Below are 16,646 nucleotides of genomic sequence, written 5' to 3'. Positions count from 1 at the left end.
AATTGCATACAATGGTGTATTTATCGCTGTTGGAGCTAAAAGGGAATCAGGCAATAAAAGTACTTCCGGGTGTCTTATATCTACTGATGGCGTGACCTGGAAAGAACTTGGTTTACTTCCTGGTGGGTACTATTCTGATCTTATAATAATTTAAACGTAAATACAATGAATAATATAATGATGATTGTATTCTTGGCCGGTGAAGCCAGAAGCACAATAAACGAAGTACTTTCTGATTGGGGAGTAACTATTATTGGGGCTACTGTTTTGCTTGGATTGGCAAATGGATTAGTCAAAAATTGGGATAATATCAATGATACAAGCGGAACAGGCCGTAAAAAGGAAGGAATACAGAATGTGATATATTCCATATTGTATGCCCTCCTTATTCTGGTTGTTCTGGGAGTAGCTGTAGCAGCCGTTCAAAAACTTAAACTTAGTGTTTAATGGCTTATGGCTAAATTTCCGATAAGGAAAGGATTAGATACCCCTCTATTGATATTTGGAGTAACTGCTCAGAACTTTTATCTCCTTTTATTAATAGCAGGGGGACTACTCCTCCTGCTGACTTTGTTAGGATTTGCAATGATAGAGTCTAATAAAATAGAGTTTGTTGGGGTATTGATGATATCCTTAATGGGATATTACTTTTTATGGAAAATTCTATGTAAAAAATCAAAGACACCTCGACGCAAATTCAACTCGCAAAAAACAACGATAACTAATAGAGATACCTTAAAATATTTGTAAGTATGGAAATTACATCACGGCAGGCATATTCTATCCTTGGATTCATTGGGGGAGATAATGGAGTTATTATCTCCAAAACAGGGGTAATGACTGTAGCATATTCTTTAAAACTCCCTGAAGCGTACTCACTCTATTTCTCTGATATGGAGGTCAGGCATTCCTTGTTTTACCAGGCTTTCAAGAACCTCCCGGATGGAACATTTGTGCATAAACAAGATGTATTCCTGAAAGAAAGTTATGTGCCTAAAGAAGAACCTATATCCTTTTTAGGGAAAGCACAGGATCAGTATTTTAGAGGAAGAGAGTTTTTGCGGCATCAATGTATTCTGGCTTTCTCTATTGGAAATATGGAGGAGCTGGAGAAGAAATATGTAGAGAATCCTTTGGCATACAATGAACATATTTCCCATAAGACAAGACAAAAGATAACTTCGTTTCTTGAAAGCGTGGAAACTGCCGTTAATATTTTGAAGAATATTTCCAATATGGCAGTTAAACAGTTATCTGTTAGTGATATAAAAGAGTATATATATCGCTTCAGCAATGGATTCATGGAGGATAATGGATTACGGGATATCCATTTTGCCGAGAAGATGACGATAGGGGAAAATAAGTATAAGTTTTTTGCTGTGTGTGACGAAGAATTTCTACCGGATAGTGTCGCCAATTATGTGGAAGATACAACTTTGCCAATGGCTGCATCTAAACTGTATATGTCCAACTTTGAACGTTTGGGAGTACACCTGAACTGTAATCATGTTTATAATCAGGTGATTTGGTTTGAAGGATCGGAAAAGTTACGAAACGATTTGAACAATAAGGTACTTATATATGGGCAAAATCAACGTTGGGGAACTAAGATAGAGCAACATCATAAGAAATTGGTAGAAATGGAGAAGGAGATAGTTGAGAATGGCTCAGTTCTCTGCCGGGCTCATTTTAATGTGATGATATGGGATGAAAAAGAGGAAAACTTGCGGGATGCAGAAAAGAAAATAAAATCAATCCTGGATATAGCTGATTATAAATGTTATATACCTTCTTATGAAGGTATATATAACTTGTTTGTAGGCAATATAATCGGAAGAGAGAATAAGTTGGATCCAGGTTACTTCTTTTTAACTGATTTGGATGTGGCTTTGTCCTTGGGAATTTGCTATACGACCTTTAGTGATGATAAAGATGGAATATTCTTCAATGATCGAATATTTCAGGTACCATTGAAAAAAGATATTTGGGATGCTGAGAAGAAAAGGATACCGGCACGTAATGGGATTGTTTTTGCAAATACTGGAGGAGGTAAATCTTTTCTGACTTTGAGTATATGCCAGCAATACATAGAACAAAATGTGACTACTATAGTATGTGAGTTTGGAAAAAGTTTTGAGCAATTATGTTACTTGTATCCGGAAAAGTCACTCCATATTGATTATGATGGAAAAACACCATTGGGCATAAATCCTTTTGATTTGGAAGGAGAAGAGCTCAATGATGAAAAATTGGAAACTCTTATTGGGATTGTATTGAAGTTCTGGAGAGTGAGAAATATTGTTGAGGATACTAACCAAACCGTATCACTTTCTAAACTTATCTTGGCTTATTATCAAGATTGTGAGGCACCGCACTCTTTTCCTGGTTTCTATACTTATGTGAAAGATCATTTTGATGATATATGTGAACGATATAATATAGATAAAGATTATTTCGAAATAAAATCATTCCTGCATATCTGTTCGGAGTTCATACCTGGTGGAAGATATGAAAATGTATGTAAAGCGGGGGACACATTAAGAGGGCTGAGTGAGAAATCATTTATCGTATTTGAATTGACACAGATTAAGAGTAATCCTTTTCTCACATCTTTAGTCATGACGATCCTTTTTGATGTGATTAAGCATAAAATACTTGCTGACCGTTCAAAAAAGGGAATACTTATTTTCGATGAATATGCTGAGACTGCGCAAATGAAAGATAAGCAGATGGATGCAGATATACATTCTGTGGTGGCATTTTGCTATCAAAAATTCAGGAAGGAAAACGGGGCAGTCATGACTATTGTACAAACACCAGCGCAGTTACCTAACAATGAATTTACAGATGGCATTATCGCTAATACGCAGCTTTTATTTGTCTTGCCTACGACAGAAGTTATTTATGATGAGATAATAGCCAAGTTCAAAATAAAGAATGAGGCCCATATCAATCAAATGAAGTCCATTAGGAATGATTTTGTCTCAAAACGACCGTATTCGGAATGTTGGATACGGTTCGGAGAAAGATATGCTCTGGCTGTGCGCTTGGAAACTTCTAAAGAAAAATATTATGCCTTTCAAACTGAAGGTGAGGATTATGTTGGAATACATACCCTTTATCGGGAGAATGGAGGTGATATGGAAAAAGCTATTACTGATTATATAACAATAAAAAAGAATAAGCAATGAAACAGATTTTTATTTTTTTACTCTTAGTTGTCGGATGTGTAAACCTGAAAGCACAGTGGACTGTATCAGATCCTGCTGGATTGGCAGTACAATCGAAGCAATTGGCCGAAGCTGGTAAACAAACGATGGAAATTAGTAAACAGGGGGTAGAACAGGCCAGACAGACTACTCAATTAATCCAATCGGTGAATCTTTTGAAAAAAAGCATTGAATTTGTAGAAAGTGTAAACTCTCAATTAAGAGGTATTATTTTGGCAAAGGATGTCATTTCCGCACAGGTAAATTTGGTCTCTGACTGCTCCAGTTTAATGAGTAACATAAACAAAAAAAATGCACTCCGGAACACAAAACAGATATCGCAATCGGTGGGTGTTATCATTCAAAAGAATCGGGTTCTTACGGAACTGCTGTCGAAAACTCTTTCTACCAGTTTTAAGATGAACGACTCTGAAAGAGTGGGGATCTTAATGAAAATAATGGATGATACAAATGAATTATCCAAGTTGTTGGACCGTATAGAAACAACAAACTCGATATCCAATGATATGTATAAATTGATAAAGAGATAACTATGGGTTTGAGTGGAGTACATCTTGAAGAGTTTACGGTTGAAAACGTTGATAAGGTTTATCAGACAGTAAAGGCAAGCATTCAAATGCAGGGGCTGACTTGGCTTGTATCTGGGTTGGCAATAATATTGATAATAACTAAAATCATCCAGATTTATAAAAAGGCATGCGATACAGAGACGGGAAGACCAGATACCAAACATTTTTTTGAAATGATATCTCAGTATATTTTTATTATTTGCCTGATTATTGGATTACCATATATCATATTATTGGTAGAGACGTTGTTAAGCTCTCTACAGGATGATTTGCTAAAAGGAACCGGTGATGATGTCGGATGGTTACTTCAGTTCCTTGAATTATATGATGATAAGAATAATCAATATATTGAAAGCCCTGGATTGTTAGATGGGATTGGGGCTGTTATAGACTATCTGTTTTCTGTCATTATTGCACCGATCTTGTATTATTTAACGGCATATCTTTATGCTATGTTCTTGTGTGGAAGATATCTGTATCTTCTTATGCTGGAGGTAGTGGCTCCTGTTGCCATCATCTTATTGTTAAATGAGAAAACTCAACAATATTTCTTTACTTGGGTAAAACATATGATGATTTGTTATCTGATGCTGCCATTCTTTATGCTCGCTAATTTATTTGCCGAGACAATAACATCTACATGGGTAACTGGAGGAATTGTAATATGGATGACTTTACTGACCCGGTTTATACTTAAATTATATCTGTTTAAAACTGTCACTTCAAAACTTAATAATCTATTGTAATGGATAAAAAAGATATTATACAGGGGGTAGATGATCTGGCTGTTGCAAAGAAAAACAATAGTCTGATTATGAAACTTATTATTGGATTTTCCGCTATGGTTATAGTGGGAGTACTGGTATGGGCATTTTCTGTCGTAAATACAGCCATGGGAAAGATTATTGTGATTGATAAAGGAGGAGAATATATGAAGACAAAAGTAGAGAACAACAAGAGTCTCTTTATTTCTCTATTAACCCATCATTGCGCTATGACTGCATATTATACAAATTCTTTTGATCGGAACTCCATAAAAGAGAATCAGGCTAAAGCGGCTTTCTTGGCCAGCAATGATAATCTAAAAAGAATCTTTGCCATGTATGTACAACAGAAAGCTTATGGGGATGCTTTGGATAGAGGGGTAACTTATAAATGTGAGTTTAAAGAACTGCTCTCCGTAAAAGGAGAACAGGAACCGTATAAAGTAACTTTCTCTTCTGTCTTAACTATTTATGATGTCTATAATACGAAAAGGATTCTTATAACCTCCTCCGGAGAAGTTATAAGACAGAAGGTTAAATATCCGGAGAATGTCACCGGATTCTATTTTAAGAACTATACGCAGGAGTATCAAGCATTAGAGATGGAGGAATAGAGATGAATAAAACAAAAGTTATAATATTTAGCGTGATAGCACTGTTGGTCATTGTGATGATTTTAGGAGTAATTAAGGCCACAAGCGGGGAAAAGAAAGAAAGCTCTGATATGATTGATCTGGGGGCTGATGTTCCTAAAGAATTTAGTTACGAAGATATGATGGCATCCAATGATAAAAAGGGAAGGGATGTATTTTCATCTGGAACTGAAGAAAAAGTAACATCTGTCAGTACAGACTTGGAAGACGTACCGGTTACTGATAGCTATTACCAACGGGAATCAGCTGATGTTCGCAGGATCCAACAACAGATATTAGAGAATAATGCAGAACAGGAAGCTCTTCAGGAAGAGAAAAAGAAGAAACTGAAAAAAATAGATGTGCCGGATATAGAACCCGTAGTAATAGATACATTGAAGGAGAATACGGTAAAAGCGGTTGAAGTGAAAGACACCCTTCAGCAAATACCGGAAAAAGTAAATGGCAAGAAGAAACGCTTTTTTTCTGTGAATATGAACAAACAAAATACGCATAATGCTATTCGGGCAGTTGTCCATGGAGATCAGGAGGTAACAAGTGGATCTACATTAAAGATGAGACTTTTAGAGGATTGTGTTGCTGACGACGGGACACGGATACCTAAAAACTCGGAAGTGTTTGGTATTGTGAATCTGTCAGGAGAACGGGCACAGGTGGAGATTCAGTCTGTGAAAATAGGAGGAACTATCGCTCCTTTTTCCAAAAGTGTTTTTGGGTCGGATGCAATAGCCGGTATATACATTCCCGGAAGTGTAAAAGCCGATATTGCGAAGGAAGCTGCAAGTGATGGAATTAGTGGTGTCTCAACAGGGAGTGTGATAAGCAGTACCGGTATAATCGGTGATGTAGTGGGAAGTGTTTTGGATGCTGGAAAAAGTGTCATATCCAGGAATATTCGTAAGAACTCTGTAACTATCAAAACGAATTATGAAATATATCTTAGATAAAGTATTGTTGGTACTATTTTGTCTCTTTTGGAGCACTCAACTAACAGCACAGAACTCAATGGAGGCGATGAAAGCCGCTTCTCTTTTGATTAACTACGAGAAAACTTTGCATATTATATTCCCTTCTGATATTAAGTATTTTAATATTGGAAATGATAATGTTGTAGGGGATCGTCCGGAAGAAGCAGCCAATGTACTTAGATTAAAAGCTAATTTAGAACATTTTGAGGGAGAAACCAATGTTTCTGTTGTGACATCGGATGGCAAATATTATCCATATTTGGTCTCCTACTCAGACTCCTTGCCATATACTTATCTGGATTTGAAGGATGCTTATAAAGAACCATTTGCCATTACTGTATCACGGGATAAGTATGTGCACCTTATTTTCCCCTATCGTGTGAAATATATAGATTTTGGGAATACGACTATATCTGTTCAACGTGCTGATAATGTGGATAATATTATAAAAATAAAGGCTGAGGAAACTGACTTCCCGGAAACTAATCTTTCTGTAATAACCGATGGAGGAAGGTTTTATACCTTTGATATCAATTATTCAGAGCACCCTTCTGCTCTCAGTTTTGTCGTGGATAATACAGAGAAAACAAGAGAGGTGGCTATGTTGGATGATAATGAAGTGAATAATAGAGATCGTGAGAAAATTCAGAAAGCAATGGATTCTTATAATCTGAATATGCGTCTGAATGCCAGGAAGAACGGAGTCATTTTCTCTATACAGAATATTTTTATCCGGAAGAATATACTTTTCCTGAAGTTGGAGCTGAATAATCGCTCTACTATTGATTATGATATTGACCTTATGAGGTTCTATATACAGGATAAGAAGATTGCCAAGAAGACAGCTGGCCAACAGATCATTCAAGAGCCGCTTTTTATGATGGGATATAAAAAACAGATACCGGCTAAGGAATCACATTCATTTATCGTGGCTTTTGAGAAGTTCACTATCCCGGATAAAAAGAAATTTATTATTGAGATCCAGGAAGTGAATGGAGGAAGGCATTTCTTTTTTAAAATAGATAATAGGCAGATATTAAATGCAGAAATTTTACGTATTAAATAGATGCTGGGTATGGATGCTTTGTATATTGTATAGTGTTCCAGTGCATTCTTCTGATCCGGAAAAAGAGCTGCTTATACAATTAATACAGGGGGCAAAAAGCTATGATGACATATTGCCCGTGATTGATATCATTGAGAGAAAGCCTGGCTTTATTACGAAAATACCTCTGATTTCTCCCGTTGATATGAAGAAGGCAAGAGTAACCAGTCCTTATGGGTATAGAAAAGATCCGATGAATGGGAATATTAAATTCCATTCCGGAGTAGATCTCGCACTGCCTTTGGCTACGACTGTACATGTTACGGCCGATGGTGAGGTCAGTTTTTCAGGACGTAAAGCGGGATATGGAAATGTGATAATAGTAAAACATAAATGGGGCTTTGAATCGAAATACGCGCACCTGAGTGTGAGATATGTAGGAAAAGGAGCTATTGTAAAACGTGGAGATGTGATTGGCTTTGTGGGAAATACTGGGAAAAGTACAGGAAATCACCTTCATTATGAGATTATTAAAAATAAGAAACAGATAAAACCATGTTTTTAAAACCTATGATAGAATATTCGATATTAAAACAGGCAAAGGAGATGCGTATTCTTTATTGCATAGCCCAAAATGGGGGAGAAGTGGTACCTTATGATATAGCCTTTTTGGATAAGTATGAATTAAAGCAGCTTTTCTTCGCTTTCTTGGATTCTAAAACATCTCAGAAAAGTAACCCTACATTGACGCTGTTAAACAGGCACCTTCAGGAGTGTGCACAAAAATATTTGCCTAATCATATAATTGATACGGACAAACATATATTGTTCTTATTGATAGAGAAAGGGATTCGTTTTATTGATGCTGTTTTTAATATCGAAAGAGTAAAATGGGACTTCCTGAGAGACTATGGACTGGAAACGAGTTATAAGTTGTGCTCTAACCTGGAGTGTCAATTAGAAAATGCTATATCCATGGAAGCTAGAGATGAATCAGCCTTCAAAATTTTGGAGGTGGATGAATATGTTAAACAAAGAATAAATGAAATCCTCTCTTGATGGAGAAGATAATTAATAACTTAAAAAAATACTTATGGCAACAATCACAGAACGAATCAGTCAGTTTTTTTATGATGTGTTGGAAAACAGACAATTAGTAAAAGTACAAAAAGATGCAAGTGCAATTCAAGGCATGCGAAATCCTTCAGAAGCTGTGCAAAGGATAGCGGTACGGGCTGACGCTGACAATATTCGGTATATTTCTAATCCAACTGAACGAATTCAGCAAATGGCAGTTGAAGCAGATTCGTTTAGCATTCGTTATATCCCTAATGCATCTGAGGAGTTGAAAATGAAAGCGGTTACAGCTCTCCCGGATACGATACAATATATTGCTAACCCATCTGAAAATTTAAAGTGGGCAGCTGTACAGGATAAAGGATCTGCTATTCAGTATATATCCAATCCGTCGGATTCTTTGAAGTGGGCAGCCGTACAAGATGACTGGTCGTCTATCCGCTATATTCCTGACGCATCTGAAAAGTTAAAGATGGCAGCTGTACAAAGAAACGGATTGGCTGTCCAATACATTTCTAATCCGTCTGAAGCAGTGAAGATGGCCGCTGTAAATAACTTGGGATCTGCCATCCGCTATATTTCCGATCCTTCTGAAGAGCTAAAACTGGCCGCTGTAAAAAATGACGGATTGGCTATTCAATACATTCCTGATCCAACTGAAGAAATGAAACTGGTCGCTGTACAAAAAGAAGGATTGGCTATTCAATACATTTCTGATCCAACTGAAGAAATGAAACTGGCCGCTGTAAAAGAACGTGGGTTCGCTATTGACCATATTACCAATCCAACTGAAGAAATGAAGATAGAGGCGGTGAAAAACAATGTTTACTCTATTATAGAGATGGAGGAACCGACTCCTTCTGTATGTAAAATAGTACTTGAAAAGACATATGGACAACCTATTAATGTTGCTATGGTAGAACCAACAGAACTTGCGAAAAAAACACAGATGCTTCTTGATAATTTAGTCGGTTTAAAATTTGAATATCAGACAGTGTACCAAACTTATGGTAAGGCAGCAGAAGAGGATCCTCTACAAATGTCGATACAGGAAGAAAAGGATAATTTTAGAGTAGAGATGGAAGAGAAATATCCAGGTATGTTCTCCGAAAATTCTTCTGAAAGGATCTCACAGATTGAGAATGGAACTTCGCAAGTTCAGGAAGTCTTAAAGAATATGGAAGAGGTTATTTACGAAGGGGATAATATGTTTTTAAGAGCAGCTTATACCCCGGAAAATAAATTGCAAGACTTACTTTGGATAGATAAAAAAACACTGGAAGTAATGGATTATACAACCGTTTACCAGGAACTACTAAAACATGACATTGACCTGATGAAGTTTACTCCGGAGCAATGGGGAAAGTTTCTGCCGGAAACAGATTCAACTATTATCTCTGTAGATGAAGCTTTAGAGAGAGTCCAGGCTATATTAGATAAGGATCCTAAAGAGGTATTCGTAGCGCTTCGCAGTAACTCTACGAATGAGTTGTTAGCATTATATAGAATGGAAAATATAACGATAGATACTCTTCTCGATAAAGAATTAGAAAAATGGATGTCTTCGGGGGTGATTGGAGATAATCGTGTGGTGGAATATAAAGTTCCTGCCGGAACAGAAATTCCAACCCCTATAGGAGATAAAATACAGGAGTTTGTTGATAACCCTCAAAATGGATGGACTATAAAAAGAGAGGTTAACTTATACGATTATTGCAAAATTCAAGGAAAGGATTTACCTGTTATTTCCATTGACGATATATACAAGATATCCCCTAATGTACCGGTTGTTAATCCAGATAAAATAATAGCCTCCTTGAATGAAAGAGGTTACAAGGAGCTGGCTGAACGTCTGGGCATGTATAAAGAAACATTGCAGGAGGTTCCACTCACTTTTAAAGCGATTACTTTATTGGATGATAATAAAAATATTGTCACTTGTGATGTTCGTGTTGATTGTATGAACCCGGAGAAGCCACTACAAATAACCAAGGCTACCTGTACTGATCTTTCCGGTACTGAAGTGCGGAATATAGCACCTATTCTGGACTCTTTCTCTCAAAATAGTGTCGATGTCTTCAGGATGAAGGCTGATCAGCTTAATAGTGTTCTTTATGGATTAAATAAGGACGGGATACTAATAAAAGATTACCGGCTGTTCGATGCAGAACAACTATCTGCATCTTCGAACTTACAGATTATACCTGATTACAATGGCAATTTGAGGGAAGTACGGTTGGAAACTATATCTCTGAAGGACAAACCAACAGGTAAAATATTGGATTGTTCGGCTGCTGCGAAATCTTTTTCAGCAAATAATATTGATTTGCTGAAATTTAATCAGCAACAATTGGAAACCCTTTTTAGTACTAATAATGTGAAAATCCCTCAGATTAGTGACGTTGCCATGGATAAAGGGATTATTAAAGGAGGTAGCGAAGTCTCATGTTCACTTTTTAAAATGTCCCCAATGAAGATCGGGGGATTTGTATCGAAAATGAAATCATTAACAAATCAACTTGAAATTAATATTTAATAAATAATTATATGAAAGCAACTAATGAATTACAGTTTATTGGCCGTGTAGGAAAAGGGGGAGCCAGAGTGATAACAGAATCCAAAACTCCCTTTATTTCTTTTTCTCTGTGTGAATTGAATAATAGAAATCAAGAAAAGAATGTGTGGCTTGAAGTTACCCAGAGTTTCAAAGAGGATCCTCCTGCTGTGGTGGAAAGGATTAAGCAGGGAGCAATCGTTTTAGTTAAAGGTACTCCTTATGCAAAAACTAAGAACTCTGAGAATGGAGCTTATGCTCAACTGGCAATGTTCGCTGACTATATTGAAATACTATTCGATGCTATGAAAGATTAAAAAAGATGGAATGCATAATATTATAAATAATAAATATTAAAATATTACTTTATTATAAATAATATTTATACCTTTGTACAGTTGCTAATTTAATGTGCGGATGGATCCATTTTTACAGAAAAGAAAAGAGGTGATTCTTACAGAGCGGGAGATAGTGGCTTTAGAAGAAGTGAAACGATTGACTCAATCGGCTACTGACAGTAAAGCCATTAAAACCGTTCTTAGGAATTATCCGGTATTATTGCAGCAGCTTAGTGTAATGAGAAAAGAAAGAGATGAATTAAAGAAAGAACTAGAGAAGCAAACTGAAGGAGTAAATCAATTCATGGAGGCTTTTCATCTTTTAAGCAAATATTGGGAAAAGAAGGAATAGATGGATGGTATTGTATTTGGATTGAAGTTTATGGTAATGCTTGTACCAGGAGTATTCCTTTGGTGGCTTTACCGCTATTTAAAAAAAGAAATGGGACAGAAGAGAAATACCGGACAGAAAGCTATCTGGAGACGGTTTATTCTGCCTACCTGTGCTTTTGTGGGGATGTTATTACTGCATTCGAATCCCTCACATGAAGGGGCTTTTTCTGTATTTCTTTTAATAATCTTATACTCTTTAGCACTTCACAAAATTATTTATGGGTGTATAGGAAATAGGTTACATGAGATGATATCGAATAGAGAAGGATCGCAATATTACATATTTTGGTGCTTATATGCCATGCTGCTGTCTTTGTGTGGTGGAGTGATTCTTAAAGTATTACCAAATTGGTGTGGTTATCTTCTCTGTTTATTTGTGGCGTGGGATATTTTGGTCTATTTTTGGAGAAAAATTACAAACATTATAAAAATATGAAAAGACATCATTTGTGTGCTATTTTATGTGTGTTATGCTGTGTCGCTTGTAGTGATGATAATCCTATCATTCCTCCAACGCCAGAACCTCCCGGACCAACACCGGAACCTGAGGCTGTGTACATGAAAATCTTTCCTGTGTTGGAACAAATAAAGCAAACAAGAGGGATAATAGAACAGTTTATACAGGATGATAAATTAGGCTTGTATATAACGAATGGAGAACTTGATAATGCTTATGACGGGAAAACGGAGTTTCTAAATATGCAGGCAGTCTTTTCAAAAGATGCTTGGACACATAAGGCTGTGGAAATGAAAGATGCTCAGGCAACTGTTTATAGCTATTATCCATACACGGCAGATGCGGGAAACGGAAAAGCAATACCTGTGGAATCGACTTCTCAGACAGACTACTTGTATGGAACCGCTTCGACAGCGACTCTTGATGCCAGTACCGCCAACATTTCAATGAAACATGCTATGTCACTTGTTTCATTCAAGATTAAAAAGAATGATTATCAGTATGCCGGTAAAATTACTAAAATAGAAATAGAAGGAGTAAAAACTAAAGGTACAATGGATATCTCTACCGGAAATATTTCTCAGTCCGGAGAGCAGACCACTTTAGCCCAGGAATGTAATTATCTTCTGGATGATGCCAATATAAAGAAAACCAGCATTATTTCTCTCCCTACTGTTATAGGAGAAACTTCAGGAGTGGTTTTTCATGTAACTGTTGATGGCGAAGTGTGCGATTATGTGGTTCCTACAGGACATAATTGGTTGCCGGGATACGAGTATATTTATACTCTGAACTTAAGAAAGATGAGCGAACCGCCTACACCCGATGATGTAGAATTGGATATTCAGTATTGGGAGAAGTATGGGAAAGAGGATGAAATCGTCGTAGGTAGTAATTCCGGATCCATGCTAAGACTGTCTGCTAACTATGGTGATTATGGACGGACTGTTATTCGTGGTGAGAGCCGTTATTTCTCTGCTTTTGTCTACAATTATGGGGATGCTTGGGAAGGTAAAATACGCATGGCATTGTATGATGGAGATCAGCTTGTTGAACAATACCAGGCTTATAACGTGAAGATCGATAAAAAAGGTATCGGAGGGTGGACGATTCCTTGCTATGTGAATTGTGCTCCGGGGACGTATTCACTTAAACCATTGTTCCAGAACAAAGGTTCTGAGGAGTGGTTTATGCCTCGCTATTCCGGAGATGTGGAAGATGCTGACTGGATATATACGGTTCAGGCTTCTACTGATATACCGGCTTGTAGAACATTAGAAGTTGAAGGGAAAGGCCCCTCAAATGTATTTATTACTACGGTTAAGTTAAATACTCCTTTCAACATGTTATTTTGCATGACAAATCGTGCAGGAGTTGATTTACATGGGGAAGTAAGGGCTGTATGGGAACGTACTTTTACGGGTGAATTTAACGAGCAATGGAAAGATGATGGAATATCCTGGTCAGATGAAATAGGCCGAGTTAGAGTAGATCTCTCAAAGTCTGATAAATATTATAATGGATTAATAACCTGTAATATATCAATTGCTAGAACTTATCCGAATATTTATGCTCCGGCAGTGCATTTGTATTACAAGGCTGATGGTACTGATACATGGGTTTTGATGCGTTGTGATTCGGACAATACATTGCAAATGCTGAAGGATGTTACAGAGGGTTTGATTATGGATGAAAATAATGAATATGCTAATGGGGGATTAGAGTATATCGTAAATACAAATCCTTCTGTGAATTATTCTCACATTAAATTGTAGCAAATTTGATGGAGAAGCTGAACGGTGAGTAGAAATAGCATAAAACAGTATAAAAGATTAATTTGATGGTTATGGCGATACTTGATATCAATAACTTGCAGTTTGTTTTGTTGGTTCTGGCTTCATGCCTGGCAAACTTTATTGTTTTCAGCTTCTCCTTCTTTAAAAAGAAGATCTATAATTTTATTGTGAATTTGTCATTTTCAGCTTCGATTACTTTGATAGCACTGGATCTGGCCAGAGAATCACCTAAAGAAGTATCATGGGCTGAAGTTACTCCTTTTGTCAGTTCGATGCTGATGGGAATAACTTATTTCAGTATGACGAAAAATAATAATGTTAATAAAAAAGAGAAGTATTGTTTTACATTGAATGCAGGAACACAACAGATTACTTTTGCTGACCCATTTGATAATTTTCTGGTTTATGGTGGAGCTAATGCCGGTAAGACAAAATCAATTGGGAAACCATTATTGGAACAATACATTATAAATAAGTTTGCGGGATTCATATACGATTATAAGGACTTTGATTATACAAAAACTGCCTATAATCTTTGCAAAAAGCATAACTATCCCTTTGATTTTTATTATGTCAGCTTTACCGATCTGACACGCTCGTACCGATTTAATCCTATTAAACCGGAAGTACTTGGAGATGAAAATCTGCTAATGCAGCTTATGGATGACTTTTTATCTTCCTGTCAGGAAGAAAAAGCAAAACGTGATGAATGGTTCGGATTCGGATTAGGTGTCTTGAAAGGAACTGCATACCGTTTCTACAAAGATTATCCCCAATACTGCACCTTGCCTCATATTGCCAATTTTGTAATCCATGCCGGGAAGGAAAGACTGACTAAATTTTTATTGGGATCTCCCGAATCCAAAGCATTGGCATCTGGGTTTATAGATTCTCAGGATTCTGAACGAACCCAGGCAAGTATTATGGGAACTTTAACCAATACGCTCAGTAAGGTGGCCTTTAACAAGAACATTATGTATGTCTTGTCTGGAGATGACTTTGACTTTGACCTGATTGATCCGAAACGGCCCAAATTATTATCCGTCTGTAACTCTTTCGCTATCGAGGGAAGCATTTCTCCGATCATAGCAATGTTAATGAGTATATCAACCAGAAAATTCACTATGGAGAATAAAGTTCCATTTGTCTATTTTCTGGATGAAGCAACCACTTTTAAAATACGGGACTTTGAAAAACTTCCTTCTGTACTGCGTGAATATCTTTGTAGCTTTGTTCTACTCACTCAGTCAGGAGCGAAATTAGAAAAAATATATAGCAAACTGGATCGTAGCAGTGTGGAGAGTAACTTTAGTAATATGTTCCTGGGAAGAACTAAGGATCCCGAAGCACTTAAATCTTATCCGAATTTCTTTGGGAAACACGAAATTGATAAGAAATCCAGAACAACCGGATCTTCTTCTAATTCATCCAGCCATAGCGTTACCGTTAGCACGGTGAAGGAAGAAAGATATGAAGGACACTTTTTTACTAGACTCCTGGCCGGTGAATTTGTTGGTAGTGCTGCACATTCTAATTTTGGAGACTTTCATCTACGATTTAATCAATATAATCCCGGTTATGAAGAGGAGATACCGGTTGTCAACCCGGTACTTCCCTCTGATGTTCAAGCCAATTATGAAAAAATATTAGAAGATATCTTTTCTATAGAATAACTGGAATGCGATCTTTTAGGTATTAGTTTTTGATTATTCCCTTTCGCTTTGCTTCAGGAGAGCGGACTTTGTGCTATTCGTATTTTTATCTCTGTTCCTGATGTCGGACTCCTCAAAGCGGTACTTATACCCTTATTGAATCGGCCTGGATCTTGTCAGCAAAGGTATTTCCGGAGATGTACGCATCTGCAAGGCCGAGCCCAAGGGTGAAGAGAAAAATCTCCAGCCCTGCGGGTAGTATTTTTCACTTCAGTCTTGCAGATCCTATCTCCTACTTGATATGGCTGAAAAGATCAGGTCGATAAACTCAATAAGGGCATAAGTGGATTTTAAAAAAAAAGTCGTCCGACGAACAGAGACAAAAATACGATCTAAAAAAGATTGGTCTCAAAATCTAAACGAGCATTAAGTTTGAAATAACTAACAAAAAGTAATCGTAATGAAAAGACAGAAAGATTATCAATATTTGAGATGGTTGCATAGAAGAATTATCAATTTGTATAACTATCACGTGAAAGCCTCTTTTACATACAGGACTTATGATGGTAGTTTTGCATCTCAAAAATTAGAATTTTTACGTAACCAGTATACAAAAAAATTAGAGGAATGTTTAACGAAAATACAAAGAAACAATGAAAGATCAGCGTAAGTTACTTAACTCCTGCTTGAATAACGAAATTCCGGCGGTAGTATTTCAGGGAACAGATATCTGTGCTGTGGAAATATTAAAGGCAGCACAAGATATTTATCGAAAACACGGGTGTAGTGAAGAATTTCTTTTTGATTGGCAGATGCTTATTGAAGATGTTATTGCTTTTCAGAAAGAATGTGTTGATATGGTTAAATTGCCAAAATTATCTTCTATCGAAGCTGAACTTATCAGAAAAGATATGATAGGTAATGATCACTAAATCAACTTAAAACCTATGTGATATGGAAGATTATTTAGAAAAAGCAGATTACCTGATCCGGCTATTATCCTGCATTGTATTAGGAATTGCATGTATGCTTATAGTGATAGCCCCTCTTTATGCTTCACGCCACAAACAATTAGGACAGAAAGATAAAGACGTAGGAGAGAAACATTAATGGGATATTTCCGATGGTGACAGCTGTAGCCCGGTTCCTG

At 36.7% G+C, this 16,646-nt stretch carries 17 protein-coding genes; all 17 read left to right on the top strand.

What is annotated here, in order from left to right:
• Positions 1-165 precede the first annotated feature (165 nt).
• The 17 genes from FDF36_RS20330 to FDF36_RS20250 all read left to right on the top strand — a co-directional run bounded on the left by FDF36_RS20330 (position 166) and on the right by FDF36_RS20250 (position 16,606).
• Positions 166-447 carry a hypothetical protein gene (locus FDF36_RS20330; RefSeq protein ID WP_220392590.1) on the top strand — a complete coding sequence of 94 codons (282 nt, stop codon included), beginning with the start codon at positions 166-168 and terminating at the stop codon, positions 445-447.
• Between the two features lie 305 nt (positions 448-752).
• A complete protein-coding gene (locus FDF36_RS20325) occupies positions 753-3,191 on the top strand; it encodes a TraG family conjugative transposon ATPase (RefSeq protein WP_220392589.1) in 2,439 nt (812 codons plus the stop codon).
• Positions 3,188-3,760 (top strand): hypothetical protein, encoded by a 573-nt coding sequence (locus FDF36_RS20320; protein ID WP_220392588.1) that lies wholly within the window; start codon positions 3,188-3,190, stop codon positions 3,758-3,760. Before FDF36_RS20325 ends, FDF36_RS20320 begins: the two co-directional genes overlap by 4 nt.
• 2 nt (positions 3,761-3,762) lie before the next feature.
• Positions 3,763-4,545, top strand: a complete 783-nt coding sequence (locus FDF36_RS20315; protein ID WP_220392587.1) for a hypothetical protein — start codon at positions 3,763-3,765, stop codon at positions 4,543-4,545.
• On the top strand, positions 4,545-5,177 hold the full coding sequence (locus FDF36_RS20310) for a hypothetical protein (RefSeq protein ID WP_220392586.1): 633 nt from the start codon (positions 4,545-4,547) through the stop codon (positions 5,175-5,177). Before FDF36_RS20315 ends, FDF36_RS20310 begins: the two co-directional genes overlap by 1 nt.
• A gap of 2 nt (positions 5,178-5,179) precedes the next feature.
• The gene (gene traM, locus FDF36_RS20305; RefSeq protein ID WP_220392585.1) at positions 5,180-6,163 is read left to right on the top strand and encodes a conjugative transposon protein TraM; all 984 of its coding nucleotides are present in this window, start codon (positions 5,180-5,182) and stop codon (positions 6,161-6,163) included.
• A complete protein-coding gene (gene traN, locus FDF36_RS20300) occupies positions 6,144-7,250 on the top strand; it encodes a conjugative transposon protein TraN (protein ID WP_220392584.1) in 1,107 nt (368 codons plus the stop codon). Before traM ends, traN begins: the two co-directional genes overlap by 20 nt.
• A 184-nt stretch (positions 7,251-7,434) precedes the next feature.
• Entirely contained in the window at positions 7,435-7,794 is a 360-nt protein-coding gene (locus tag FDF36_RS20295; protein ID WP_259281487.1) for a M23 family metallopeptidase, read from the top strand.
• Entirely contained in the window at positions 7,785-8,288 is a 504-nt protein-coding gene (locus tag FDF36_RS20290; RefSeq protein ID WP_220392582.1) for a hypothetical protein, read from the top strand. Before FDF36_RS20295 ends, FDF36_RS20290 begins: the two co-directional genes overlap by 10 nt.
• A gap of 34 nt (positions 8,289-8,322) precedes the next feature.
• Entirely contained in the window at positions 8,323-10,842 is a 2,520-nt protein-coding gene (locus tag FDF36_RS20285; RefSeq protein WP_220392581.1) for a DUF4116 domain-containing protein, read from the top strand.
• An 11-nt stretch (positions 10,843-10,853) separates the two neighbouring features.
• Positions 10,854-11,177, top strand: coding sequence for a hypothetical protein (locus tag FDF36_RS20280; protein ID WP_220392580.1), 324 nt, complete (start codon positions 10,854-10,856; stop codon positions 11,175-11,177).
• A 100-nt stretch (positions 11,178-11,277) separates the two neighbouring features.
• Positions 11,278-11,550, top strand: a complete 273-nt coding sequence (locus FDF36_RS20275; RefSeq protein ID WP_220392579.1) for a hypothetical protein — start codon at positions 11,278-11,280, stop codon at positions 11,548-11,550.
• Positions 11,551-12,027 carry a hypothetical protein gene (locus tag FDF36_RS20270; RefSeq protein WP_220392578.1) on the top strand — a complete coding sequence of 159 codons (477 nt, stop codon included), beginning with the start codon at positions 11,551-11,553 and terminating at the stop codon, positions 12,025-12,027. It begins immediately after the preceding gene.
• On the top strand, positions 12,024-13,823 hold the full coding sequence (locus FDF36_RS20265; RefSeq protein WP_220392577.1) for a fimbrillin family protein: 1,800 nt from the start codon (positions 12,024-12,026) through the stop codon (positions 13,821-13,823). Before FDF36_RS20270 ends, FDF36_RS20265 begins: the two co-directional genes overlap by 4 nt.
• Before the next feature lie 71 nt (positions 13,824-13,894).
• A complete protein-coding gene (locus tag FDF36_RS20260; protein ID WP_259281486.1) occupies positions 13,895-15,517 on the top strand; it encodes a type IV secretory system conjugative DNA transfer family protein in 1,623 nt (540 codons plus the stop codon).
• A gap of 632 nt (positions 15,518-16,149) precedes the next feature.
• Positions 16,150-16,428, top strand: a complete 279-nt coding sequence (locus FDF36_RS20255; RefSeq protein WP_220392576.1) for a hypothetical protein — start codon at positions 16,150-16,152, stop codon at positions 16,426-16,428.
• Between the two features lie 22 nt (positions 16,429-16,450).
• Positions 16,451-16,606 (top strand): hypothetical protein, encoded by a 156-nt coding sequence (locus FDF36_RS20250; RefSeq protein WP_220392575.1) that lies wholly within the window; start codon positions 16,451-16,453, stop codon positions 16,604-16,606.
• Positions 16,607-16,646: the final 40 nt, after the last annotated feature.

Origin of the sequence: Bacteroides fragilis (genome assembly GCF_019583405.1) — a bacterium.
GTDB lineage: Bacteria > Bacteroidota > Bacteroidia > Bacteroidales > Bacteroidaceae > Bacteroides > Bacteroides fragilis_B.
Note: the sequence above shows the minus strand (reverse complement) of the source record. Positions and strands in the feature narration are given on the sequence as shown.